The sequence below is a fragment of the Escherichia sp. HH41S genome (genome assembly GCF_009820115.1).
In the GTDB taxonomy this organism is placed as follows: Bacteria; Pseudomonadota; Gammaproteobacteria; order Enterobacterales; family Enterobacteriaceae; genus Escherichia; species Escherichia coli_F.
Genome location: NZ_VNXE01000095.1, coordinates 249,800 through 272,859 on the forward strand (window position 1 = coordinate 249,800; position 23,060 = coordinate 272,859).

The following is a 23,060-nucleotide window of genomic DNA, read 5'->3' on the forward strand; positions in this document are numbered from 1 at the left end:
GCACATGTTTAAATATGAACACATGTTTAAACCGTCTTTGCAGTATCTATATTCTTGTGGATTGACAGGGTTGGTAATTTTTTACCAGAGGACGTGCTATGCGCGAAAAGGATTATGTCGTAATTATAGGCTCGGCGAATATTGATGTCGCCGGATATTCACATGAATCATTAAATTATGCGGATTCAAATCCAGGTAAAATAAAATTTACGCCTGGTGGGGTAGGGCGCAATATTGCACAAAACCTGGCGTTGCTGGGTAATAAAGCCTAGCTACTGAGCGCCGTAGGCAGTGATTTTTATGGTCAATCGCTGCTAACGCAAACCAATCAATCTGGCGTTTATGTCGATAAATGCCTGATTGTGCCGGGAGAAAATACGTCGAGCTATTTATCATTACTCGATAATACCGGTGAAATGCTGGTTGCTATAAATGACATGAATATTAGCAACGCTATTACAGCTGAATATCTCGCACAGCACCGTGAATTTATTCAGAGGGCAAAGGTCATTGTCGCGGACTGTAATATCAGTGAAGAGGCACTGGCATGGATTCTGGATAATGCCGCCAACGTACCCGTATTTGTCGATCCTGTTTCTGCGTGGAAATGTGTCAAAGTGCGCGACCGTCTAAATCTGATCCACACTCTCAAGCCAAACCGCCTTGAAGCGGAAACCCTGAGTGGGATTGCGTTGTCAGGGCGTGAAGATGTGGCAAAGGTTGCCGCCTGGTTCCATCAACATGGCCTGAACCGACTGGTATTGAGCATGGGCGGCGACGGCGTTTATTACAGTGATATCAGCGGTGAAAGTGGTTGGTCTGCGCCGATTAAAACCAATGTCATTAATGTTACCGGAGCGGGCGATGCCATGATGGCGGGACTTGCTTCGTGTTGGGTAGACGGAATGCCGTTTGCCGAATCTGTTCGTTTCGCACAGGGATGTTCGTCAATGGCGCTCTCCTGTGAATACACCAATAACCCCGATTTATCGATTGCCAACGTTATATCGTTAGTGGAGAACGCAGAATGTCTGAATTAAAAATTTCCCCTGAATTATTACAAATTTCTCCGGAAGTGCAGGACGCTTTAAAAAACAAAAAACCGGTTGTGGCACTGGAATCGACCATTATTTCTCACGGGATGCCATTCCCGCAAAATGCTGAGACGGCAATTGAAGTAGAAGACACAATTCGTAAGCACGGTGCTGTACCTGCAACAATCGCCATTATTGGTGGTGTCATGAAAGTAGGTTTGAGCAAAGAAGAAATTGAATTGTTAGGCCGTGAAGGACATAACGTGACGAAAGTCAGTCGCCGTGATTTACCTTTTGTCGTTGCCGCAGGAAAAAATGGCGCGACCACCGTTGCTTCAACGATGATTATCGCGGCACTGGCAGGAATTAAAGTATTTGCAACGGGGGGTATTGGTGGTGTGCATCGCGGTGCGGAACATACATTCGATATTTCTGCCGATTTACAGGAACTGGCAAATACTAATGTCACCGTTGTTTGTGCCGGTGCAAAATCTATTCTCGATTTAGGATTAACAACAGAATATTTAGAAACCTTCGGTGTGCCGTTAATTGGCTATCAGACAAAAGCGCTGCCTGCGTTTTTCTGCCGTACCAGCCCATTTGAAGTCAGTATTCGCCTTGATAGTGCCACGGAAATCGCTCGTGCAATGGCAGTGAAATGGCAAACCGGTTTGAACGGCGGCCTGGTAGTGGCGAATCCGATCCCGGAGCAGTTTGCGATGCCGGAGGAATCTATCAATGCAGCCATAGATCAAGCTGTCGCCGAAGCCGAAGAGCAGGGCGTTATTGGTAAAGAAAGTACACCGTTCCTGCTGGCTCGTGTTGCTGAACTGACCGGTGGTGACAGCCTGAAATCCAACATCCAACTGGTGTTCAACAACGCCATTCTGGCGAGCGAAATTGCCAAAGAATACCAGCGTCTCGCGGGTTAATTTCTGACGGGCAGAAAGCCGTCGCCCGTACTGATCATACATACCAAAACCTGGCGCTGACGCCGGGTTTACTGGCATGAAGGGAAAATCATTATGGATATAATGAGAAGTGTTGTGGGGATGGTGGTGTTACTGGCAATAGCATTTTTGTTGTCAGTGAATAAAAAGCGTATCAGCGTACGCACGGTCGGAGCTGCATTGCTGCTGCAAATCGCTATTGGTGGCATTATGCTCTACTTCCCACCGGGAAAATGGGCGGTAGAGCAGGCGGCATTAGGCGTACATAAAGTGATGTCTTACAGTGACGCCGGAAGTGCCTTTATTTTTGGTTCGTTGGTCGGGCCGAAAATGGATGACCTGTTTGATGGCGCAGGCTTTATCTTCGCCTTTCGCGTACTTCCGGCAATTATTTTCGTCACAGCGCTCATCAGCCTGCTGTACTACATTGGCGTGATGGGGCTGCTAATCCGCATTCTTGGCAGTATTTTTCAGAAAGCCCTCAACATCAGCAAAATCGAATCTTTTGTTGCGGTTACCACTATTTTCCTCGGGCAAAATGAGATCCCGGCAATCGTTAAACCGTTTATCGATCGCATGAATCGCAACGAGCTATTTACGGCAATTTGTAGCGGGATGGCGTCCATTGCTGGTTCGATGATGATTGGTTATGCCGGAATGGGCGTACCAATTGACTACCTGTTAGCGGCATCGCTGATGGCGATCCCTGGTGGTATTTTGTTTGCACGTATTCTTAGCCCAGCCACCGAGCCTTCGCAGGTGACATTTGAAAATCTGTCGTTCAGCGAAACGCCGCCAAAAAGCTTTATCGAAGCGGCGGCGAGCGGTGCGATGACCGGGTTGAAAATCGCCGCTGGTGTGGCGACGGTGGTAATGGCGTTTGTGGCAATTATTGCGCTGATCAACGGCATTATCGGCGGAATTGGTGGCTGGTTTGGTTTTTCCAATGCCTCTCTGGAAAGTATTTTTGGCTATGTGCTGGCACCGCTGGCGTGGATCATGGGCGTGGACTGGAGTGATGCCAACCTTGCGGGTAGCCTGATTGGGCAGAAACTGGCGATTAACGAATTCGTCGCTTACCTGAGTTTCTCCCCATACCTGCAAACGGGCGGCACGCTGGAAGTGAAAACCATTGCGATTATCTCCTTTGCGCTTTGTGGTTTTGCTAACTTTGGTTCTATCGGTGTAGTCGTTGGGGCGTTTTCGGCTATTTCGCCAAAACGCGCGCCGGAAATCGCTCAGCTTGGGTTACGGGCGCTGGCAGCAGCAACGCTTTCCAACCTGATGAGCGCGACCATTGCCGGATTCTTTATTGGTTTAGCTTGAGTTTCATTACCGGATGTACGCGCTTATTAAGCGTTGCATCCGGTAATCGCGTACTATTCCAGATTATTTTTTACTGCATCATCCCGGAGAATTTATTCTCCGGGTCCATCTCCAGCGCCAGCCCTAACAACTTCTTTCTGTTTTTAATCAGATACCCTTTCTTGCTTTTAATTAATAAACCGTCATGAATGAATTGCGCGAGAACATATAAAAGATGTCGATAAGAAACGCCCAAATACTCTGCCGCTTGCGTATGCTTTTCGTGATAAAGATCACCTTCCTGCGAGAGTAATATAAAAGCTGCCAGGCGATTCACTAACGGAAATGATTGATTCTGAGTTAAAGAAACAATATTGCGATAATTTTTATGGCTTAAAGTAACGCAGAGTTTTCGTAAAAATAGCGTGTCGTTTAATAACAGCGGACGGTAATGTTTCATGGGGAGTGCAAGGCACCAACACTCTTCAATCGCCTGCACCGCACGTGGTTCATGGTCTTTATCGATTAACTCAATCTCACCAATAAAACAGGGGGCGGCAAAGAAATCGATCAGCGACACGCGACCATTTGCAAGCGTGGCGTAAAGCCTGGCGCGGCCTCGCGTCAGGTAAAACAGCCATGACGGCTGTTGCCCTTCCTGCACAATGTAGTCACGCGCTAAAAAATGAAACAGCCGTGTATCGGCTGAAACATCCGTTGAAAAGCAATCCTTATACGCGGACTCACTCATCAATTGCTGCTTAAGATCATTATTGTGGATTTCTTTCACGATGTTTATCCGCTATGAGATTTCTCATATTTAGCATACGTACGCTGTTGTTAAGATTCAATCATCGGCCCGGTCGAATTTTCTTTGCTGTAGAAAAAATAACGCAACTGGAAACAGAGGAAATAAACAATGGAAAAGAGAAAAATTATTCTGGATTGTGATCCGGGTCATGATGATGCTATTGCCATAATGATGGCCGCGAAACATCCGGCGATTGATTTATTAGGTATCACTATTGTGGCGGGGAATCAAACCCTCGATAAAACATTAATTAATGGCCTGAATGTTTGCCAGAAACTGGAGATTAATGTTCCGGTTTATGCGGGGATGCCGCAACCCATTATGCGTCAACAAATCGTTGCCGATAATATTCACGGTGAAACCGGACTTGATGGCCCGGTATTCGAGCCGCTGACCCGCCAGGCAGAAAGTACCCATGCGGTGAAATATATCATCGATACCCTGATGGCAAGCGATGGCGATATCACTCTGGTGCCGGTTGGTCCGCTTTCAAATATCGCGGTGGCAATGCGTATGCAACCCGCAATCCTGCCAAAAATCCGTGAAATTGTGCTAATGGGCGGCGCTTACGGTACTGGCAACTTCACCCCATCTGCCGAGTTCAACATCTTTGCTGACCCGGAAGCGGCGCGAGTGGTGTTCACCTCCGGCGTTCCATTAGTGATGATGGGCCTCGATCTCACCAACCAGACCGTTTGCACTCCGGACGTGATTGCTCGGATGGAAAGGGCAGGCGGCCCTGCCGGAGAGTTGTTCAGCGACATCATGAACTTCACTCTGAAAACCCAGTTCGAAAACTACGGTCTGGCTGGCGGCCCGGTACATGACGCCACCTGTATCGGTTATCTGATTAACCCCGATGGCATTAAAACCCAGGAGATGTACGTCGAAGTGGACGTCAACAGTGGCCCTTGTTACGGACGTACCGTCTGCGACGAGCTGGGCGTTCTTGGCAAGCCCGCCAATACCAAAGTCGGCATCACTATTGATACCGACTGGTTCTGGGGATTAGTCGAAGAGTGCGTGCGCGGCTACATCAAAACCCATTAAGTGTTGATAACAAGCCGGGACAGTATCGCAAGATGCAGGCCCGGCTATTTCTGATGGGCAGAAAGCCGTCGCCCAAAATGACATGAAGAGATAATAACTATGGATGTCATGAGAAGTGTTCTGGGAATGGTGGTACTGCTGGCAATTGCGTTTTTGCTGTCAGTAAACAAGAAGAAGATCAGCCTGCGTACTGTCGGTGCGGCGCTGGTATTACAGGTCGTGATTGGCGGCATTATGCTTTGGTTACCACCAGGGCGTTGGGTCGCAGAAAAAGTCGCTTTTGGCGTGCATAAAGTGATGGCGTACAGCGATGCAGGTAGCGCTTTTATCTTCGGTTCTCTGGTCGGACCGAAAATGGACACCTTATTTGATGGCGCAGGATTTATCTTTGGTTTCAGGGTATTACCGGCAATTATCTTCGTCACTGCACTGGTGAGTATTCTCTACTACATCGGTGTGATGGGGATCTTAATTCGCATTCTCGGCGGTATATTCCAGAAAGCATTGAATATCAGCAAGATCGAGTCATTCGTCGCGGTCACTACCATTTTCCTCGGGCAAAACGAAATTCCGGCGATCGTGAAACCTTTTATCGATCGTCTGAATCGCAATGAGCTGTTTACGGCTATTTGCAGCGGCATGGCCTCAATTGCCGGTTCTACGATGATTGGTTACGCCGCGCTGGGCGTACCAGTGGAGTATTTGCTGGCGGCATCGTTAATGGCGATCCCCGGCGGGATCTTGTTTGCCCGCCTGTTAAGCCCGGCTACCGAATCTTCTCAGGTTTCCTTTAATAACCTCTCTTTCACCGAAACACCGCCAAAAAGCATTATTGAAGCCGCCGCTACAGGGGCAATGACCGGGCTGAAAATCGCCGCAGGTGTGGCGACAGTGGTGATGGCATTTGTTGCAATAATTGCGTTGATTAACGGTATTATCGGCGGCGTTGGCGGCTGGTTTGGTTTTGAACATGCCTCGCTGGAGTCCATTTTAGGTTACCTGTTGGCTCCACTGGCGTGGGTGATGGGGGTTGACTGGAGTGATGCGAATCTTGCCGGGAGTTTGATTGGACAGAAACTGGCGATTAATGAATTTGTCGCTTACCTCAATTTCTCACCTTATCTGCAAACAGCTGGCACTCTGGATGCTAAAACCGTGGCGATTATTTCCTTCGCGTTGTGCGGTTTCGCTAACTTTGGTTCTATCGGGGTGGTGGTTGGCGCATTTTCTGCGGTTGCGCCACACCGTGCGCCGGAAATCGCCCAGCTTGGTTTACGCGCGCTGGCGGCGGCGACACTTTCTAACCTGATGAGTGCCACCATTGCAGGATTCTTTATTGGCTTAGCGTAGTGCGCGAGTTATGAGCCGGATAAGACGCGGTCAAGCGTCGAATCCGGCAAGATTGTTACACCATCGGCACTAATGAAAGCGCGTTATCGGCAGACAGGGTAGGGTTGTTTAAGCTGCCGCTGGCGCGTGAAATTGCCGCGCAGGCCATCGCAAAACGGGCACTATCACGGAAACTGCTTCCTTCCAGAAAGCTATACACCAGGCCCGCCATAAAACCATCGTCAGCACCAAAACTGTCTACCGTCGTATGCGCTGGCGCAGTCAGCAAAAATTGTTCGCCATCCTTTTGGCTGCAATAAACAGACTCATCGGGCAAATAAACAAACAATTGCTGAACGCCTTGTTGATGCAACGCATTCACTGCGGCATTACGATCAGCATCGTGGGTTATCGGCTGGCCCCATAAAATTTCCAGCTCCGGCAAAGTGGGTTTCAGAGTGTGAATATGCGCCAGCCAGTGTTTGATTTTGCCCGCTTTGAATTCTGAAACGGTATCGACAAACACCGGGATTTCATCAGCGAGGGTAAAGACCCACTCCAGCGCCTCGGCTGTCAGGTTGCAATCAGCCAGTACCACGCCCGCATGACGAAGTAAATCGCGCGACCCGTTCAGTAGTTGCGGTGTCAACTGATCCAGCAGATGGGTATCGTTAATCGCCAGCACGGTTTGATCGTCTCGATTGGCAATTGCCAGATACGTCGATGTGCTTTGACCATGTAAACGAACGCAGCCGGAGACATTCACGCCGGCGCGGCGCGTTTCTTCCAGGAGCATTTCGCCATAAAAGTCATCGCCAATCACTGAAAGCAAATGGACGTCGCGGCCTAACAGCGCCAGATTGTGGGCGATATTGCGTCCAACGCCGCCTGCCGAGCAATGAATTGTACCGGGATGAGAAGCCGCTTGCGGGTAACGGATATCCGCCATCCCGCGAATATCCATATTGATTGTCCCCACCACTACGCAGTATTCCTGCTCGGTGAGAATGTAACCTTTGCCTTTAATCCGACCTTTGCGCATTAAATCCATAATATGCGCTGCAACACGCGAACGGCTGATTTGCAGCATATCCGCAATTTCGTTCTGCTGAATCAGCGGGTTACGCCTTAATATTGCAAGGATCTCCTTCTCCCGGTTATTCATCTTCAGGCTACCGCTTTTTCAGTTTGTTGCGCTTTCAGCCAGGCGATCTCTTCTGCCCAGATATCCGGGTTGATGGTTTCAAGGATCAGCGGAATGCCGTCGAAACGGTCGTCCTGCATGATCCAGCGGAACGCATCATGACCGATATTGCCTTCACCGAGGCTATGATGGCGGTCAACGCGGCTGCCAAAGGTGCTTTTCGCATCGTTAAGGTGCATCCCGCGCAGATACTTAAAGCCGACAATACGGGCAAAATCCGCGAACGTTTTCTCGCATTCGGCTGGAGTACGCAAATCATATCCGGCAGCGAAAGCATGGCAGGTATCAATGCAGACGCCGACGCGGGATTTATCTTCCACGCCGTCGATAATCGCCGCGAGATGTTCGAATTTAAACCCTAAGTTGCTGCCCTGACCGGCGGTATTTTCAATCACCGCTGTCACACCTTGAGTTTTATCCAGCGCAATGTTGATGGATTCGGCAATACGCGCAAGGCAATCCTCTTCTGAAATCTGCATCAGATGGCTGCCAGGGTGGAAGTTGAGCAAAGAAAGTCCCAGTTGTTCGCAACGCTGCATTTCATCAATAAACGCATCGCGCGATTTTTCCAGAGCTTCAGCGACCGGATGTCCGAGGTTAATCAGATAACTGTCGTGGGGAAGAATTTGCGCCGATGTGTAGTGATATTTTTCACAGGCGGCTTTGAATTCATCGATGGTTTGCGTCGTGAGCGGTGCGGCACGCCACTGACGTTGGTTTTTGGTGAACAAGGCAAACGCGGTTGCGTCGATTTCGGCGGCGCGAATTGCGGCATTTGCCAGACCGCCAGCAGCACTAACGTGCGCTCCAATGTATTTCATGCGAGGACTCCTGTTAAACCCGCTGGAGGAAAACGGTAATGATAGCGGGTTAACAGGAGCAAGATGTAGTGGTTTATGCGATGACGCTTTGAATCACATAGTTAATCGCACCACCACCAACAATCAGCCAGGCAAACAGTACCAGAGCCATCAGCAGAGGTTTCGCCCCGGCTTTTTTCAGCGCGCTGACGTGAGTGGTCAGACCCAGCGCCGCCATCGCCATTGCCAGCAGGAAGGTATCCAGCGTTACCAGCATATTCACTACGCTCTGCGGTAACAGGTGGAACGAGTTAAAGATGGCAACTACGATGAACAAGATGGCAAACCACGGAATAGTGATTTTGCTTTTCTCGCCGCTGTTCGCCCCAGACAGCTGTTTAACACGCGCCGCCAGCAGGATGAGGAACGGAGCCAGCATCATCACGCGCAGCATTTTGGAAATAACTGCTGCGTTTTCTGCATCCGGGCTGATGGCATGACCTGCCGCCACCACCTGCGCCACTTCGTGCACAGTAGAACCAATGTAGATACCGAAAGTTTCCGGACTAAACCATTGAGACATCAGCGGATATATCGCCGGGTAGAGGAAAATCGCGACGGTCCCGAAGATAACGACGGTTGCAACAGCCACGGTTACTTTACTGGCTTCCGCTTTCACTACCGGCTCAGTCGCCAGTACCGCGGCAGCACCACAGATACTGCTACCGGCACCGATCAACCAGCTGGTGTGCTTATCCAGACCAAACACTTTCTGCCCCAGGAAACAAGCCAGCAGGAAGGTACTGGACAGCGTCAGCACGTCAATGATGATCCCACTGATACCGACATCGGCAATTTGCGAGAACGTCAGACGGAAGCCATAAAGAATGATACCCAGACGTAATAAATATTGCTTGGCAAACAGCACACCACCGTCACAGCTTTTCCAGATGTGCGGATAGATGGTGTTGCCTAAAACCATCCCCAACAAAATTGCGAGGGTGAGGGCACTAAACCCGGCACCCGCAACCGCGGGAATGGAACCACCCCACAGGGCGACCCCGGTGATAACTGCACTCAGGGCTAACCCCGGAATAAAATGCCACAGTGTACGATGTTGTTTCTGTAAGGTGATATTCGTCATAACCCTCTCCTTTAACCGGGTATAAGGTTACGACTAACTGGTTTAAAAATAAAATTGATTATATATTTATAATCAATCTTTATAAGTGGTAAGCGACTATGCACATCACCCTCCGGCAGTTGGAAGTTTTTGCAGAAGTATTGAAAAGTGGATCAACCACCCAAGCGTCGGTGATGCTGGCGTTGTCGCAATCAGCAGTGAGCGCAGCCTTGACTGACCTGGAAGGGCAGCTTGGCGTGCAACTGTTTGATCGCGTGGGGAAAAGACTGGTAGTTAATGAACACGGGCGGCTGCTCTATCCGCGAGCGTTGGCACTGCTTGAACAGGCGGTTGAAATCGAACAACTGTTTCGCGAAGACAACGGCGCGATTCGTATCTATGCCAGTAGTACTATCGGTAACTACATTCTGCCTGCAGTTATCGCCCGTTATCGCCATGATTATCCGCAGTTGCCGATTGAACTTAGCGTTGGGAACAGCCAGGACGTGATGCAAGCGGTGCTGGATTTCCGCGTTGATATTGGCTTTATTGAAGGACCGTGCCACAGCACTGAAATCATCTCTGAACCGTGGCTGGAAGACGAGCTGGTGGTTTTCGCCGCGCCGACTTCACCGTTGGCTCGTGGTCCGGTCACCTTAGAGCAGCTGGCCGCTGCGCCGTGGATCCTGCGTGAACGCGGTTCCGGCACGCGGGAGATTGTCGATTATCTGTTGCTGTCACATTTACCGAAGTTTGAGATGGCGATGGAGTTAGGTAACTCCGAGGCAATCAAACATGCGGTGCGTCATGGATTGGGAATTAGTTGCCTGTCGCGACGGGTCATTGAAGATCAATTGCAGGCAGGCACATTAAGTGAAGTTGCGGTCCCTCTGCCGCGCCTGATGCGTACGTTGTGGCGTATACATCATCGGCAAAAACACCTTTCCAACGCGCTACGGCGCTTTCTGGACTATTGCGATCCCGCGAATGTACCGCGTTAAGTTGCTGTACAAGAACATGCTGGTGCTGTGTCGATTTCGTGACGCAGCGCCCGCAGCATGCATTCGCCAGAAAAGAGATTGGCTGCTTTACTTATAATCCCGGGGCGATCATGAAGGTGTCTTATAACCGTGTATTTCTGCCGGAAGGATTGCCAATCGTCTGCTACAATCGCGCCTCATTTTTAAGATGGATAGCATTTTTGTATGGTTTCCGAAACTAAAACCACAGAAGCGCCGGGCTTACGCCGTGAATTAAAGGCGCGTCACCTGACGATGATTGCCATTGGCGGTTCCATCGGTACAGGTCTTTTTGTTGCCTCTGGCGCAACGATTTCTCAGGCAGGTCCGGGCGGGGCATTGCTCTCGTATATGTTGATTGGCCTGATGGTTTACTTCCTGATGACCAGTCTCGGTGAACTGGCCGCATATATGCCGGTTTCCGGTTCGTTTGCCACTTACGGTCAGAACTATGTTGAAGAAGGCTTTGGCTTCGCGCTGGGCTGGAACTACTGGTACAACTGGGCGGTGACTATCGCCGTTGACCTGGTTGCTGCGCAGCTGGTTATGAGCTGGTGGTTCCCGGATACACCCGGTTGGATCTGGAGTGCGCTGTTCCTCGGCGTTATCTTCCTGCTGAACTACATTTCGGTCCGTGGCTTTGGTGAAGCAGAATACTGGTTCTCACTGATCAAGGTTACGACGGTTATTGTCTTTATTGTTGTCGGCGTGCTGATGATTATCGGTATCTTCAAAGGCGCACAGCCTGCGGGCTGGAGCAACTGGACAATCGGCGAAGCACCGTTTGCTGGTGGTTTTGCGGCGATGATCGGCGTAGCTATGATTGTCGGCTTCTCTTTCCAGGGAACCGAGCTGATCGGTATTGCTGCAGGCGAGTCCGAAGATCCGGCGAAAAACATTCCACGCGCGGTACGTCAGGTGTTCTGGCGAATCCTGTTGTTCTATGTGTTCGCGATCCTGATCATCAGCCTGATTATTCCGTACACCGATCCGAGCCTACTGCGTAATGATGTGAAAGACATCAGCGTCAGTCCGTTCACCCTGGTATTCCAACACGCGGGTCTGCTCTCTGCGGCGGCGGTGATGAACGCTGTTATTCTGACGGCGGTGCTGTCAGCGGGTAACTCCGGTATGTATGCGTCTACTCGTATGTTGTACACCCTGGCGTGTGACGGTAAAGCGCCGCGCATTTTCGCTAAATTGTCGCGTGGTGGCGTGCCGCGTAACGCGCTGTATGCGACGACGGTGATTGCCGGTCTGTGCTTCCTGACCTCGATGTTTGGTAACCAGACGGTATACCTGTGGTTGCTGAACACCTCTGGTATGACAGGCTTTATTGCCTGGCTGGGGATTGCGATTAGCCACTACCGCTTCCGTCGCGGTTACGTATTGCAGGGACACGACATTAACGATCTGCCGTACCGTTCAGGCTTCTTCCCACTGGGGCCGATCTTCGCATTCATTCTGTGTCTGATTATTACTTTGGGCCAGAACTACGAAGCGTTCCTGAAAGACACCATTGACTGGGGCGGCGTAGCGGCAACATATATTGGTATCCCGCTGTTCCTGATTATCTGGTTCGGATACAAGCTGATTAAAGGAACTCACTTCGTACGCTACAGCGAAATGAAGTTCCCGCAGAACGATAAGAAATAAGTTTCCTCCCTTCTTTGCTAAGCCCTCTCAACCGAGAGGGCTTTTTTAATTCTATTTCCCTGACAAATCATGCGGATATAAATTTTAACATTTGGACTGATAATTGTTATCGTTTGCATTATCGTTACGCCGAAATCAAAAAAGGCTGACAAATCAGGGGCTGTTCCGGCTTTCTGGGATGATCACCTGCATACAAATAAGTCCACCGCGATGCTGCCGTACGCAAGGGGACGTGAAGAAGATGTGAGCGATAACCCATTTTATTTTCGTAGTTACCTCATGGAGATATGGAATGTTTAGGTTTAACCCCTTCGTACGGGTCGGGCTGTGTTTGTCCGCTATTTCTTGTGCATGGCCTGTGTTAGCGGTCGATGATGATGGCGAAACGATGGTTGTCACTGCATCTTCCGTTGAGCAAAACCTTAAAGATGCACCCGCCAGTATCAGCGTCATTACCCAGGAAGACCTGCAGCGAAAACCGGTACAGAATCTGAAGGATGTCCTCAAAGAAGTGCCTGGCGTACAACTGACGAACGAAGGGGATAACCGTAAGGGCGTTAGTATTCGTGGTCTTGACAGCAGCTACACCCTGATTCTCGTCGACGGTAAACGCGTTAACTCCCGCAATGCCGTCTTCCGCCACAATGATTTCGATCTGAACTGGATCCCGGTCGATTCCATCGAACGTATTGAAGTGGTCCGTGGCCCGATGTCGTCGCTGTACGGTTCCGATGCGCTCGGCGGTGTCGTGAATATCATCACCAAAAAAATCGGTCAGAAATGGTCGGGTACCGTTACTGTCGATACCACCATTCAGGAACATCGCGATCGCGGTGATACCTATAACGGTCAGTTCTTTACCAGCGGACCATTAATTGACGGCGTGCTGGGAATGAAAGCTTACGGCAGCCTGGCAAAACGTGAAAAGGATGACCCACAAAACTCAACGACCACCGATACCGGAGAAACGCCGCGTATTGAAGGATTCTCCAGCCGCGACGGCAATGTGGAATTTGCCTGGACACCGAATCAAAATCACGATTTTACTGCCGGATACGGTTTTGACCGTCAGGATCGTGATTCCGACTCGCTGGACAAAAACCGCCTGGAACGTCAGAACTACTCCGTCAGCCATAATGGGCGTTGGGATTACGGCACCAGCGAACTGAAATACTACGGTGAGAAAGTCGAAAACAAAAACCCTGGCAACAGCAGCCCGATTACTTCCGAAAGCAATACGGTCGATGGTAAATACACGTTGCCACTGACGGCGATTAATCAGTTTGTTACGGTTGGCGGTGAATGGCGTCACGACAAACTTAGCGATGCGGTGAACCTGACCGGGGGAACCAGCTCCAAAACGTCTGCCAGCCAGTACGCGCTGTTTGTGGAAGATGAATGGCGGATCTTCGAGCCGCTGGCGCTGACGACCGGCGTACGTATGGACGATCATGAAACCTACGGTGAACACTGGAGTCCACGTGCCTACCTGGTTTATAACGCCACCGACACCGTAACGGTGAAAGGGGGCTGGGCGACGGCATTTAAAGCACCTTCTCTGTTGCAACTTAGCCCTGACTGGACGAGCAATTCCTGCCGTGGCGCATGTAAGATTGTGGGTAGCCCGGATCTGAAACCAGAAACCAGCGAAAGTTGGGAGCTGGGGCTTTACTACATGGGTGAAGACGGCTGGCTGGAAGGGGTGGAGTCCAGCGTTACCGTTTTCCGTAACGATGTGAAAGATCGTATCAGCATCAGCCGTACGTCTGACGTCAATGCTGCACCGGGCTACCAAAACTTTGTCGGTTTTACAGCGGACGGTGTGCCAGTATTCAGCTACTACAACGTTAACAAAGCACGTATTCAGGGCGTGGAAACCGAACTGAAAATTCCGTTCAACGATGAATGGAAACTGTCGATCAACTACACCTACAACGATGGTCGTGATGTCAGCAACGGCGAAAACAAACCGTTGTCCGATCTGCCGTTCCATACCGCTAACGGTACGCTGGACTGGAAACCGCTGGCGCTGGAAGACTGGTCATTCTATGTTTCTGGTCACTATACCGGGCAGAAACGCGCCGACAGCGCGACGGCTAAAACTCCGGGCGGTTATACCATCTGGAATACCGGCGCGGCCTGGCAGGTGACCAAAGACGTCAAACTGCGTGCGGGCGTGCTGAACCTTGGCGACAAGGATCTCAGTCGTGACGACTACAGCTATAACGAAGACGGACGTCGTTACTTTATGGCAGTGGATTATCGCTTCTGATGAGAAGATGCCCGGCGTCGATCCCGCCGGGCATAATCCCAGAAATTCGCTTCTGGCTTTATAACCGATGAAATTTTGCCAGTAAGGCCAGTGAAAATGTTGTCAGCAAAATGGTAATGACTGCGTAAATATACACTCCTGACCATTCCCAACTGTTTTTCACCATAATAACTGGAAGCCCTGCCATTGCCGCGCCTAAATAACTAAACAAGCCCCTGAATCCAGTAATGGAACCTGCCGCATCTTTATGCGTAACATCAAGACACCCGACAGCGAATAACATATGCGGTCCATACAATGCAAATCCCATGATTGTAAAAAGAATAGCCGTTAATGTGTAGGAGACGTCCTGCACCAGCGGTACGAGAACGATGCAAATACATAAAGCGATGGCAAAGATTAATCCTGTCATCCAGCGGTTACTTTTAAACATGAAATCGGACAAGTACCCCGCCAGTAATCCCCCAGCAAGTCCACCTGCTTCAAACCAGGATATAATGGAGTTCGCTTTAATCAGGCTCCAGTTATGAACCTGAGAATAATAAATTTGTGGCCAGTCATTGAGGATGGTGCGTGCAATATAGACCGACATATCCCCGAGGATAATGAGCCAAACTAATGGGTTGGTAAGAATATATTTAACGAATATTTGCCAAAAACTGAGATCAACCGGACTTGCTTTAACTTGTGCAAGTTCTGTCGGGTCGTTGCGCCACTTACCGACGTTAGGCAAACCGAGCGTGCCGGGACGATCTTTTATCGTAAACAAGGCAACAATCCCCATAATCAGTGAGATTACACCCGGAACATAAAAGCCCATCTTCCAGCTGCCACTAAAAGCAATAGCAAAGCTTGTCAGGAGAGGCGCAAGACTACCGCCAATATTATGCGCAGCTTCAACAACTGCCCACCAGCGTCCGCGTTCATTTTTCGAGAACCACGAGGCCATAATTTTTGCCATTGGCGGAAAACTGGTACCCTGGAGAATAGCATTAAGGCTATACAGGATATAGAACGCAGCAACGCTGTCTGAAAAACCGAAAAGAATGTTAACAATACCGACGCCAATAAGTACGGGGCCAGTCATCGCTCGTGGGTTAATTTTATCGACTAACATGCCACCTACAAACTTCATGGAGCCATAAAGAATGTAAAAGACCGACGACATGATAGCGAAATCTTGTGCGGTTAATGACGTATCCGTTAACATCGCTGGCATGGCCGCAGAGAAATTCTTGCGGGTTAAGTAAAATACGGCATAAGAGATAAATACAGAGGTGATGATTTCAATGCGAAATTTTTTATAAGTATGATCAACTTCTTCTTTTGGTTTGACCACCGGTTGGTCGGCCTGGCTGAAAATAAATTTTTTCAAACTCATTGTGAGTTTCCTTTTCTGTGAACCTTATGGCGCTATAATTTTTCTTCTATAAAAAAGAGAAGCGACTCGAAACCATTAAAATTAATCTGGTCAGCAATTTTTTCCCGGGTTTTAGGTTTTGCTTTCCATGCCACGCCATTTCCGGCATGCAAAAGCATAGGAATATCATTGGCACCATCTCCACAGGCAATGATGTTTTCACGGCAGATAGCTAACTCTGTCGCTAAATTTATCAGGGTTTGCTTTTTCTTTTCTGCATTCATAATAGGTAAGGTAATTGTATCAGTTAACAGATCTTCCTTAATGCGCACAGAGTTAGAAAATGCAAAATCAAGTTGATATTTTTCCTTCAATCGCTCAGTAAAAATATCCAAACCTCCAGATATAATTGCCGTCTTGAATCCTTTTTCTTTTAGTATGGGAAGAATAGTTTCAAGACCTGGTGAAAGAGTCATCTGTTCACAAACTTGATGCAATATATCTTTATGCGTTCCTTTAAGCATGGCAATTCGCCGGGTAAAACTGGTATCAAAATCGATTTTCCCTTCCATCGCTTCACGGGTCAGTGCGGTGATTTTTTCAGAGATGCCGAGTCTACGGGCTATTTCATCGACACCTTCTTCTTCAACAAAGGTGGAATCCATATCAAAGGCAATAATTCCCTGATCCGGTAAGACCCTGGGTTTACGGAAAAAATCAAACTGATGATTATCAGCACGGTGACGTAAACCAGCATAAAAAGCAGGGTTGGTAACATCATCTGGTAATACTAGCTTTAGATACTCTTTATTTATTTGCCCACTGTAATTCGTTGTTAGCGAAAACACCGAGGGGGAAATCTTTAAATGTTGCAGATAATCTTCCAGACATTTTTGGGTGATGTCGATGCCTGTTGGCGACAAGAAATAAATAATCGTCATTTACCGCTCCTTTTTATCTGCAATGATTATAATAAGATTTCATAGAGGCTGATGTATCTGACAATCACAGTTGTGAATGTTAAATAAAAGATAAAAAAGTACTTTTTTTGATACTTTGAAATAATAAGATACTAAAAGTACCATTTTTGATATCTTTACCAGGATATAAAGAATAACTATTTTTCAACGTTGAAGGAATCATTTAAAAATATGGAAAGCTGCATAGATATATTCAAGATAGTTATTGGTCCATCCAGTTCCCGCACAGTCGGGCCAATGCGTGCGGCTTATAATTTTGTGTCACAATTGAAACAGCAAGAAATGTTACCTTTGTTGCGGAAAATTGATGTCGAACTTTATGGTGCGCTGTCATTAAGCCGCAAGTGCCATAATGTTGATGTGGCGATTTATCTCGGTTTGCAAGGACACTTACCTGACAGCGTTGACATTCGCATGGAAATGTCCGCCATCAGGCGTGCAGAAACTGAGGCGACGCTGGAAGTTATGCCTGGTGTCAACGTCAGTGTATCCATTCTTTCTAATCTACAAGCGCATCCGGGGCACCCTTATGCGATGACATTTCGTGCCAGAGATGACTGGTTTACACTTTATGAAGAAACCTGGTTTTCTATCGGCGACGGTCAAGTGCTAAAAGCAGGAGAGGCGATTATTCCTCCATCAGTCACTCCACATCCTTTTGAATTCCAGAACGCAAACGAATTATTAAAACTTTGTCAGCAAAACGGATTATCTGTCGCGGCATTAATGATGAAAAACGAACTGCACTGCCAGACAGCAGCTTTTTTGCATGACGATCTTCATAAAAAATGGGAAGTAATGAAGGATGCGGTTTATCGCGGGATGCATACAGAAGGATTACTTCCAGGTCCGTTTCAGGTTAACCGTCGTGCCTGTGCTTTATATAAATCGTTGCAGTCAAAGGGTTTTTCCAATGACTTCCTGACTGCGCTCAATTGGGTCAATACTTTTGCCATTGCGGTGAGCGAAGAAAATGCTGCGGGTGGACGTGTCGTGACAGCACCCACCAACGGCGCGAGCGGTATTATCCCGGCTGTACTGTGCTGGTATGATAAATTCATTCACGAGCTTGATACATACTCCGTTACCCGCTTTTTACTGACCGCTGGTGCCATCGCCATTCTGTTCAAAAAAAATGCCTCTATTCTGGGTTCTGAAGTTGGATGTCAGGGGGAAATAGGTGTTGCCAGTTCAATGGCGGCAGCAGGATTAGCAGAACTTATGGGCGGGTCAGTGGCTCAGGTACTTAGCGCGGCAGAAATTGCGATGGAGCATCATTTAGGTTTGACCTGTGATCCAGTTGGCGGGCAGGTACAAATTCCTTGTATTGAACGAAATGCTATTTCAGCTGTGAAAGCTATCAACGCAACGACGATGGCGTTGAGTCGCATAAGCGAGCCGTGCATTACGCTGGATGAGATAATTTCCGCGATGTATGAAACCGGAAAGGATATGAGCGCTAAATACCGTGAAACTTATCATGGCTGTCTGAGCAAATTGCAGCCAAGAAAAAAGGATGCGTAAGATGAAATATAATACGATGAATAACAACGAAATTATTTTATCACTGTGCGCTCGCATTAAAGAAACGCGTATCTCATTATCATTGACCCAACAGCAGTTAGCCGAGCGTGCATTGGTGGGCATAGCAACGGTCAAGCGGATTGAAAAGGGGGGAAGTTTAAATCTTGATACTCTCATTTCTCTTCTGCGCGCGCTGAATAAATTGCAAAATCTCGATGCCATATTGTTCGAAGCAGAAATGCGTAATTTCAACGAAAATAGTTCCAGCGGCGAAGGGGCAGGGCGACTACAGGTACGCCAGCAACTGACAGATTTAAACCAGAAGTCTCCAGCCCCGCACGCAGATGACCATAATTTTAGTACGGCGCTGGAAAATACCCTCTGCTGGTGATTATTTCTGTAAATACTGCGCATGGAAGCGCAGATGATCCTCTATAAAAGAGGCAATAAAGTAGTAACTGTGATCATATCCCGGCTGAATACGCAGCGTCATCGGCCACGCTTTTTGACGCGCGGCTTCTGCCAGCACTGCGGGTTGTAGCTGGTCGGCAAGAAACTGATCATTATCGCCCTGATCAATCAGTGTCGGGATCGCATCCTGCGCATTACTCGCATACATCAGCGCGCAACTGTCCCATTCCATCCAGTCATTTTTATCCTCACCCAGATAAGTGCTAAACGCTTTTATTCCCCACGGGACGCTGCACGGATTCACAATCGGCGCAAAGGCGGAAACACTGGTGTATTTGCCAGGATTTTTCAGCGCCATAATCAATGCGCCGTGACCCCCCATGGAATGACCGCTAATAGCGCAGCGATCGCTGACGTTAAATTGCGATTGAATGAGAGTCGGTAATTCATCGCGCAGATAATCGTACATCCTGTAATGCGTCGCCCACGGTTTTTGTGTGGCGTTGAGATAAAACCCCGCGCCCTGACCTAAATCGTAGCCGTCGTCGTTGGCTACTTGTTCGCCGCGCGGACTGGTGTCTGGCATCACCAGTACAATCCCCAGTTCCGCCGCTACGCGTTGGGCCCCCGCTTTGGTGGTGAAGTTCTCGTCATTGCAGGTTAATCCGGAGAGCCAGTACAGCACCGGCGGCGGGGTGTGATCGCGAGGCGGTGGAAGAAAGATGCTGAACGTCATCGGGCAATTTAAGGTACTGGAGTCGTGCCGCCAGCGTTGTTGCCAGCCTTCAAAACAGCGGTGCTCTTCGAGCATTTCCATGCGTGGCTCCTTGTTGTGTTGTTTGCAATTTCTTCATCATACCGTTTATTCAATGTGCTGTGAGTAACTTTCACTTCCGTATATACATAACGATGTTTTAACATCTGCTGATGAAAGGCAGCGGCAATTACAATAATTATCGCTGTGAATACTGGATTATGTGCGCCGCCTCACGCACAATAATCAGGCTGTAAATCAGCTTAATAACTTTGCCCCCACGCAGGGCGGAGGCGTCACACCTGCAGGAGAAATCATAAATGCCATCACTCAGTAAAGAAGCGGCCCTGGTTCATGAAGCGTTAGTTGCGCGAGGACTGGAAACACCGCTGCGCCCGCCCGTGCATGAAATGGATAACGAAACGCGCAAAAGCCTTATTGCTGGTCATATGACCGAAATCATGCAGTTGCTGAATCTCGACCTGGCTGATGACAGTTTGATGGAAACGCCGCATCGCATCGCTAAAATGTATGTCGATGAAATTTTCTCCGGTCTGGATTACGCCAATTTCCCGAAAATCACCCTCATTGAAAACAAAATGAAGGTCGATGAAATGGTCACCGTGCGCGATATCACCCTGACCAGCACCTGTGAACACCATTTCGTTACCATCGATGGCAAAGCGACGGTGGCCTATATTCCGAAAGATTCGGTGATCGGTCTGTCAAAAATTAACCGTATCGTGCAGTTCTTTGCCCAGCGTCCGCAGGTGCAGGAACGTCTGACGCAGCAAATTCTCATTGCGCTACAAACGCTGCTGGGCACCAATAACGTGGCTGTCTCTATCGATGCGGTACATTACTGCGTGAAGGCGCGTGGCATCCGCGATGCAACCAGTGCCACGACAACGACCTCTCTTGGTGGATTGTTCAAATCCAGTCAGAATACGCGCCACGAGTTTCTGCGCGCTGTGCGTCATCACAACTGATTAAAAGGCAGGAACCATGGAGCGCAACGTCACGCTCGATTTTGTTCGCGGCGTCGCCATTCTGGGGATCCTGCTATTAAACATCAGCGCCTTTGGGTTACCAAAGGCGGCTTATCTCAATCCCGCCTGGTACGGCGCTATTACGCCGCAGGATGCATGGACCTGGGCATTACACGATCTCATCGGTCAGGTGAAATTCCTCACGCTTTTTGCGTTGCTGTTTGGTGCTGGCCTGCAAATGTTGCTACCCCGTGGCAAACGCTGGATCCAGTCGCGGTTAACACTGTTAGTCTTGTTGGGCTTTATTCACGGTTTATTGTTCTGGGACGGCGATATTCTGTTGGCTTACGGGCTGGTGGGCTTAATCTGCTGGCGGCTGGTGCGCGATGCGCCATCGGTAAAAAGCCTGTTTAATACCGGCGTCATGCTTTATCTGGTGGGGCTTGGCGTTTTGCTGTTGTTGGGGTTGATTTCAGACAGTCAGACCAGCCGCGCCTGGACGCCGGATGCATCGGCTATTTTGTATGAAAAATACTGGAAGCTTCATGGCGGCGTTGAAGCGATCGGTAACCGTGCCGATGGAGTTGGGAACAGTTTACTGGCACTGGGCGCACAGTATGGCTGGCAACTGGCAGGGATGATGCTAATTGGCGCGGCGCTGATGCGCAGTGGCTGGCTGAAAGGGCAGTTTAGCTTGCGCCATTATCGGCGAACCGGTTTTGTGCTGGTGGCGATTGGGGTGATCATTAACCTTCCAGCGATCGCCCTGCAATGGCGGCTGGACTGGGCATATCGCTGGTGCGCCTTCTTACTTCAGATGCCGCGGGAACTGAGTGCGCCGTTTCAGGCGGTTGGCTATGCGTCGCTGTTTTATGGTTTCTGGCCGCAATTGAGCCGCTTTAAGCTGGTGCTCGCGATCGCCTGCGTCGGACGGATGGCGCTGACCAACTATCTATTGCAAACGCTGATTTGTACCACGCTTTTTTATCACCTCGGTTTGTTTATGCAGTTTGACCGTCTGGAATTGCTGGCGTTTGTTATTCCGGTATGGCTGGCGAATATTCTCTTCTCTGTTATCTGGCTGCGTTACTTCCGTCAGGGGCCGGTGGAATGGCTCTGGCGTCAGTTAACTTTGCGTGCTGCCGGACCTGCATTATCTAAAACATCAAGATAACGATCTGGATCACATTCATTAACAAAATGGTTGTAACCGTTTCCATTGCTGTGACTCGATTCACGAAGTCCTGAATTCAGTGCTGACAAAATAGCCGCCAGCAAGCAGGCATTTACTGCAATCTCATAACAGGTAGTGAATATGATCACCATTCGTGATGTAGCGCGTCAGGCTGGCGTCTCTGTGGCAACGGTTTCCCGGGTGCTCAATAACAGCACGCTGGTCAGTGCCGACACGCGTGAAGCAGTAATGAAAGCAGTGAGCGAGCTGGATTATCGGCCAAACGCCAATGCCCAGGCGCTGGCAACTCAGGTTAGCGATACCATTGGCGTGGTGGTAATGGACGTTTCTGATGCGTTTTTCGGCGCGCTGGTAAAAGCGGTGGATCTCGTCGCCCAGCAGCACCAGAAATATGTGCTAATAGGTAATAGCTATCATGAAGCGGAAAAAGAGCGTCATGCCATTGAGGTGTTAATTCGCCAGCGTTGTAACGCGTTGATTGTTCATTCAAAAGCGTTAAGCGATGATGAATTAGCGCAGTTTATGGATAACATTCCCGGTATGGTGTTAATCAACCGCGTTGTGCCAGGTTACGCCCATCGTTGCGTTTGCCTGGATAATCTCAGCGGTGCCCGAATGGCCACGCGCATGTTGCTCAATAATGGTCATCAACGTATTGGTTATCTTTCTTCCAGCCACGGTATTGAAGATGATGCCATGCGCAAAGCAGGCTGGATGAGTGCGTTGAAAGAGCAGGATATTATTCCGTCGGAAAGCTGGATTGGCACTGGCACCCCGGACATGCCAGGCGGTGAGGCGGCGATGGTTGAACTGCTGGGGCGCAATCTACAACTTACCGCTGTATTTGCATACAACGACAATATGGCCGCTGGCGCACTGACGGCATTAAAAGATAATGGTATTGCGATTCCGTTACATCTCTCAATCATCGGTTTCGATGATATTCCCATCGCTCGTTACACCGACCCACAATTAACGACCGTGCGTTATCCCATTGCTTCGATGGCAAAATTAGCTACCGAACTGGCCTTACAAGGGGCAGCAGGCAACATTGATCCTCACGCCAGCCACTGTTTTATGCCGACGTTAGTGCGTCGCCATTCTGTCGCAACGCGCCAGAATGCGGCAGCGATCACTAACTCAACAAATCAGTCGATGTAACCGCTTTCAATCTGTGAGTGATTTCACAGTATATTAACAATGCGATAGCTATGATTGCACCGTTTTAACGCTGTAACCTGTATGTAACAGTGAATCATCACTTTCACCGAGGTAATAGCGTCATAACAACAAT

The 23,060-nt window shown here is 49.1% G+C and carries 19 protein-coding genes and 1 pseudogene; 13 read left to right on the forward strand and 7 right to left on the reverse strand.

Features of this window, described 5'->3' with window-relative positions:
• Nucleotides 1-98: 98 nt before the first annotated feature.
• The 3 genes and pseudogenes from FQZ95_RS18985 (at nt 99) to FQZ95_RS18995 (ending at nt 3,310) form a co-directional block, all read left to right on the forward strand.
• Nucleotides 99-1,040: pseudogene (locus FQZ95_RS18985) on the forward strand (pseudouridine kinase).
• Entirely contained in the window at nt 1,028-1,966 is a 939-nt protein-coding gene (gene psuG / locus FQZ95_RS18990; RefSeq protein WP_001292440.1) for a pseudouridine-5'-phosphate glycosidase, read from the forward strand. Before FQZ95_RS18985 ends, psuG begins: the two are co-directional and overlap by 13 nt.
• 93 nt (nt 1,967-2,059) lie before the next feature.
• Nucleotides 2,060-3,310 carry a NupC/NupG family nucleoside CNT transporter gene (locus FQZ95_RS18995; protein ID WP_088541308.1) on the forward strand — a complete coding sequence of 417 codons (1,251 nt, stop codon included), beginning with the start codon at nt 2,060-2,062 and terminating at the stop codon, nt 3,308-3,310.
• A gap of 70 nt (nt 3,311-3,380) precedes the next feature.
• Here the strand turns inward: FQZ95_RS18995 and FQZ95_RS19000 are convergent, their stop codons facing one another.
• Nucleotides 3,381-4,079, reverse strand: coding sequence for a transcriptional regulator YeiL (locus FQZ95_RS19000; protein WP_105276864.1), 699 nt, complete (start codon nt 4,077-4,079; stop codon nt 3,381-3,383).
• A gap of 129 nt (nt 4,080-4,208) precedes the next feature.
• Between FQZ95_RS19000 and rihB the strand changes: the two genes are divergently transcribed.
• Together rihB and FQZ95_RS19010 are read left to right on the forward strand one after the other, a co-directional pair.
• Complete coding sequence (gene rihB / locus FQZ95_RS19005) at nt 4,209-5,150, forward strand: ribosylpyrimidine nucleosidase (RefSeq protein WP_000415429.1); 942 nt, start codon at nt 4,209-4,211, stop codon at nt 5,148-5,150.
• A 99-nt stretch (nt 5,151-5,249) separates the two neighbouring features.
• Entirely contained in the window at nt 5,250-6,500 is a 1,251-nt protein-coding gene (locus FQZ95_RS19010) for a NupC/NupG family nucleoside CNT transporter (protein ID WP_000382942.1), read from the forward strand.
• A gap of 55 nt (nt 6,501-6,555) precedes the next feature.
• Here the strand turns inward: FQZ95_RS19010 and FQZ95_RS19015 are convergent, their stop codons facing one another.
• From FQZ95_RS19015 to FQZ95_RS19025, 3 genes are all read right to left on the reverse strand, one after another.
• Nucleotides 6,556-7,644, reverse strand: a complete 1,089-nt coding sequence (locus tag FQZ95_RS19015) for a sugar kinase (RefSeq protein ID WP_105276867.1) — start codon at nt 7,642-7,644, stop codon at nt 6,556-6,558.
• Between the two features lie 2 nt (nt 7,645-7,646).
• Nucleotides 7,647-8,504, reverse strand: coding sequence for a deoxyribonuclease IV (gene nfo / locus FQZ95_RS19020; RefSeq protein WP_000873880.1), 858 nt, complete (start codon nt 8,502-8,504; stop codon nt 7,647-7,649).
• A gap of 73 nt (nt 8,505-8,577) precedes the next feature.
• A complete protein-coding gene (locus tag FQZ95_RS19025; RefSeq protein WP_000182053.1) occupies nt 8,578-9,627 on the reverse strand; it encodes a YeiH family protein in 1,050 nt (349 codons plus the stop codon).
• Between the two features lie 98 nt (nt 9,628-9,725).
• On the opposite strand from FQZ95_RS19025, the gene yieE reads away from it, so the two are divergent.
• The 3 genes from yieE to cirA all read left to right on the forward strand — a co-directional run bounded on the left by yieE (nt 9,726) and on the right by cirA (nt 14,553).
• Complete coding sequence (gene yieE / locus FQZ95_RS19030) at nt 9,726-10,607, forward strand: DNA-binding transcriptional regulator YeiE (protein ID WP_000548294.1); 882 nt, start codon at nt 9,726-9,728, stop codon at nt 10,605-10,607.
• 204 nt (nt 10,608-10,811) lie between these two features.
• Entirely contained in the window at nt 10,812-12,281 is a 1,470-nt protein-coding gene (gene lysP, locus FQZ95_RS19035) for a lysine-specific permease (protein ID WP_000253276.1), read from the forward strand.
• Nucleotides 12,282-12,573: 292 nt separating this feature from the next.
• Nucleotides 12,574-14,553, forward strand: coding sequence for a catecholate siderophore receptor CirA (gene cirA / locus FQZ95_RS19040; RefSeq protein WP_105276868.1), 1,980 nt, complete (start codon nt 12,574-12,576; stop codon nt 14,551-14,553).
• A 58-nt stretch (nt 14,554-14,611) separates the two neighbouring features.
• Here the strand turns inward: cirA and FQZ95_RS19045 are convergent, their stop codons facing one another.
• Nucleotides 14,612-15,934 carry an MFS transporter gene (locus FQZ95_RS19045; RefSeq protein ID WP_000053687.1) on the reverse strand — a complete coding sequence of 441 codons (1,323 nt, stop codon included), beginning with the start codon at nt 15,932-15,934 and terminating at the stop codon, nt 14,612-14,614.
• Between the two features lie 32 nt (nt 15,935-15,966).
• Complete coding sequence (gene serB, locus FQZ95_RS19050; RefSeq protein WP_000152722.1) at nt 15,967-16,854, reverse strand: phosphoserine phosphatase SerB; 888 nt, start codon at nt 16,852-16,854, stop codon at nt 15,967-15,969.
• Nucleotides 16,855-17,064: 210 nt separating this feature from the next.
• Between serB and FQZ95_RS19055 the strand changes: the two genes are divergently transcribed.
• Together FQZ95_RS19055 and FQZ95_RS19060 are read left to right on the forward strand one after the other, a co-directional pair.
• On the forward strand, nt 17,065-18,417 hold the full coding sequence (locus tag FQZ95_RS19055; protein ID WP_001353093.1) for an L-serine ammonia-lyase: 1,353 nt from the start codon (nt 17,065-17,067) through the stop codon (nt 18,415-18,417).
• 1 nt (nt 18,418) lies between these two features.
• Entirely contained in the window at nt 18,419-18,808 is a 390-nt protein-coding gene (locus tag FQZ95_RS19060) for a helix-turn-helix domain-containing protein (protein WP_001353094.1), read from the forward strand.
• On the opposite strand, the gene yeiG is transcribed toward FQZ95_RS19060, so the two are convergent.
• A complete protein-coding gene (gene yeiG / locus FQZ95_RS19065) occupies nt 18,809-19,645 on the reverse strand; it encodes an S-formylglutathione hydrolase (protein WP_105271584.1) in 837 nt (278 codons plus the stop codon).
• 257 nt (nt 19,646-19,902) lie between these two features.
• Here yeiG and folE point away from each other — a divergent pair, with 257 nt between their 5' ends.
• From folE to galS, 3 genes are all read left to right on the forward strand, one after another.
• Entirely contained in the window at nt 19,903-20,571 is a 669-nt protein-coding gene (folE, locus tag FQZ95_RS19070; protein WP_001139613.1) for a GTP cyclohydrolase I FolE, read from the forward strand.
• A 16-nt stretch (nt 20,572-20,587) separates the two neighbouring features.
• Nucleotides 20,588-21,745, forward strand: a complete 1,158-nt coding sequence (gene yeiB / locus FQZ95_RS19075) for a DUF418 domain-containing protein YeiB (RefSeq protein WP_105271585.1) — start codon at nt 20,588-20,590, stop codon at nt 21,743-21,745.
• A 141-nt stretch (nt 21,746-21,886) separates the two neighbouring features.
• Complete coding sequence (gene galS / locus FQZ95_RS19080) at nt 21,887-22,927, forward strand: HTH-type transcriptional regulator GalS (protein ID WP_000628667.1); 1,041 nt, start codon at nt 21,887-21,889, stop codon at nt 22,925-22,927.
• The last annotated feature ends 133 nt before the right edge of the window (nt 22,928-23,060 follow it).

Bases quoted from the DNA above. Each gene is read 5' to 3' on its own strand.
- galS (WP_000628667.1), top strand. From the start codon at position 21,887: ATGATCACCATTCGTGATGTAGCGCGTCAGGCTGGCGTCTCTGTGGCA.
- nfo (WP_000873880.1), bottom strand. From the start codon at position 8,504: ATGAAATACATTGGAGCGCACGTTAGTGCTGCTGGCGGTCTGGCAAAT.
- folE (WP_001139613.1), top strand. From the start codon at position 19,903: ATGCCATCACTCAGTAAAGAAGCGGCCCTGGTTCATGAAGCGTTAGTT.
- yeiG (WP_105271584.1), bottom strand. From the start codon at position 19,645: ATGGAAATGCTCGAAGAGCACCGCTGTTTTGAAGGCTGGCAACAACGC.
- psuG (WP_001292440.1), top strand. From the start codon at position 1,028: ATGTCTGAATTAAAAATTTCCCCTGAATTATTACAAATTTCTCCGGAA.
- FQZ95_RS19045 (WP_000053687.1), bottom strand. From the start codon at position 15,934: ATGAGTTTGAAAAAATTTATTTTCAGCCAGGCCGACCAACCGGTGGTC.
- FQZ95_RS19010 (WP_000382942.1), top strand. From the start codon at position 5,250: ATGGATGTCATGAGAAGTGTTCTGGGAATGGTGGTACTGCTGGCAATT.
- cirA (WP_105276868.1), top strand. From the start codon at position 12,574: ATGTTTAGGTTTAACCCCTTCGTACGGGTCGGGCTGTGTTTGTCCGCT.
- yeiB (WP_105271585.1), top strand. From the start codon at position 20,588: ATGGAGCGCAACGTCACGCTCGATTTTGTTCGCGGCGTCGCCATTCTG.
- lysP (WP_000253276.1), top strand. From the start codon at position 10,812: ATGGTTTCCGAAACTAAAACCACAGAAGCGCCGGGCTTACGCCGTGAA.
- FQZ95_RS19025 (WP_000182053.1), bottom strand. From the start codon at position 9,627: ATGACGAATATCACCTTACAGAAACAACATCGTACACTGTGGCATTTT.
- serB (WP_000152722.1), bottom strand. From the start codon at position 16,854: ATGACGATTATTTATTTCTTGTCGCCAACAGGCATCGACATCACCCAA.
- FQZ95_RS18995 (WP_088541308.1), top strand. From the start codon at position 2,060: ATGGATATAATGAGAAGTGTTGTGGGGATGGTGGTGTTACTGGCAATA.
- rihB (WP_000415429.1), top strand. From the start codon at position 4,209: ATGGAAAAGAGAAAAATTATTCTGGATTGTGATCCGGGTCATGATGAT.
- FQZ95_RS19060 (WP_001353094.1), top strand. From the start codon at position 18,419: ATGAAATATAATACGATGAATAACAACGAAATTATTTTATCACTGTGC.
- FQZ95_RS19055 (WP_001353093.1), top strand. From the start codon at position 17,065: ATGGAAAGCTGCATAGATATATTCAAGATAGTTATTGGTCCATCCAGT.
- FQZ95_RS19015 (WP_105276867.1), bottom strand. From the start codon at position 7,644: ATGAATAACCGGGAGAAGGAGATCCTTGCAATATTAAGGCGTAACCCG.
- yieE (WP_000548294.1), top strand. From the start codon at position 9,726: ATGCACATCACCCTCCGGCAGTTGGAAGTTTTTGCAGAAGTATTGAAA.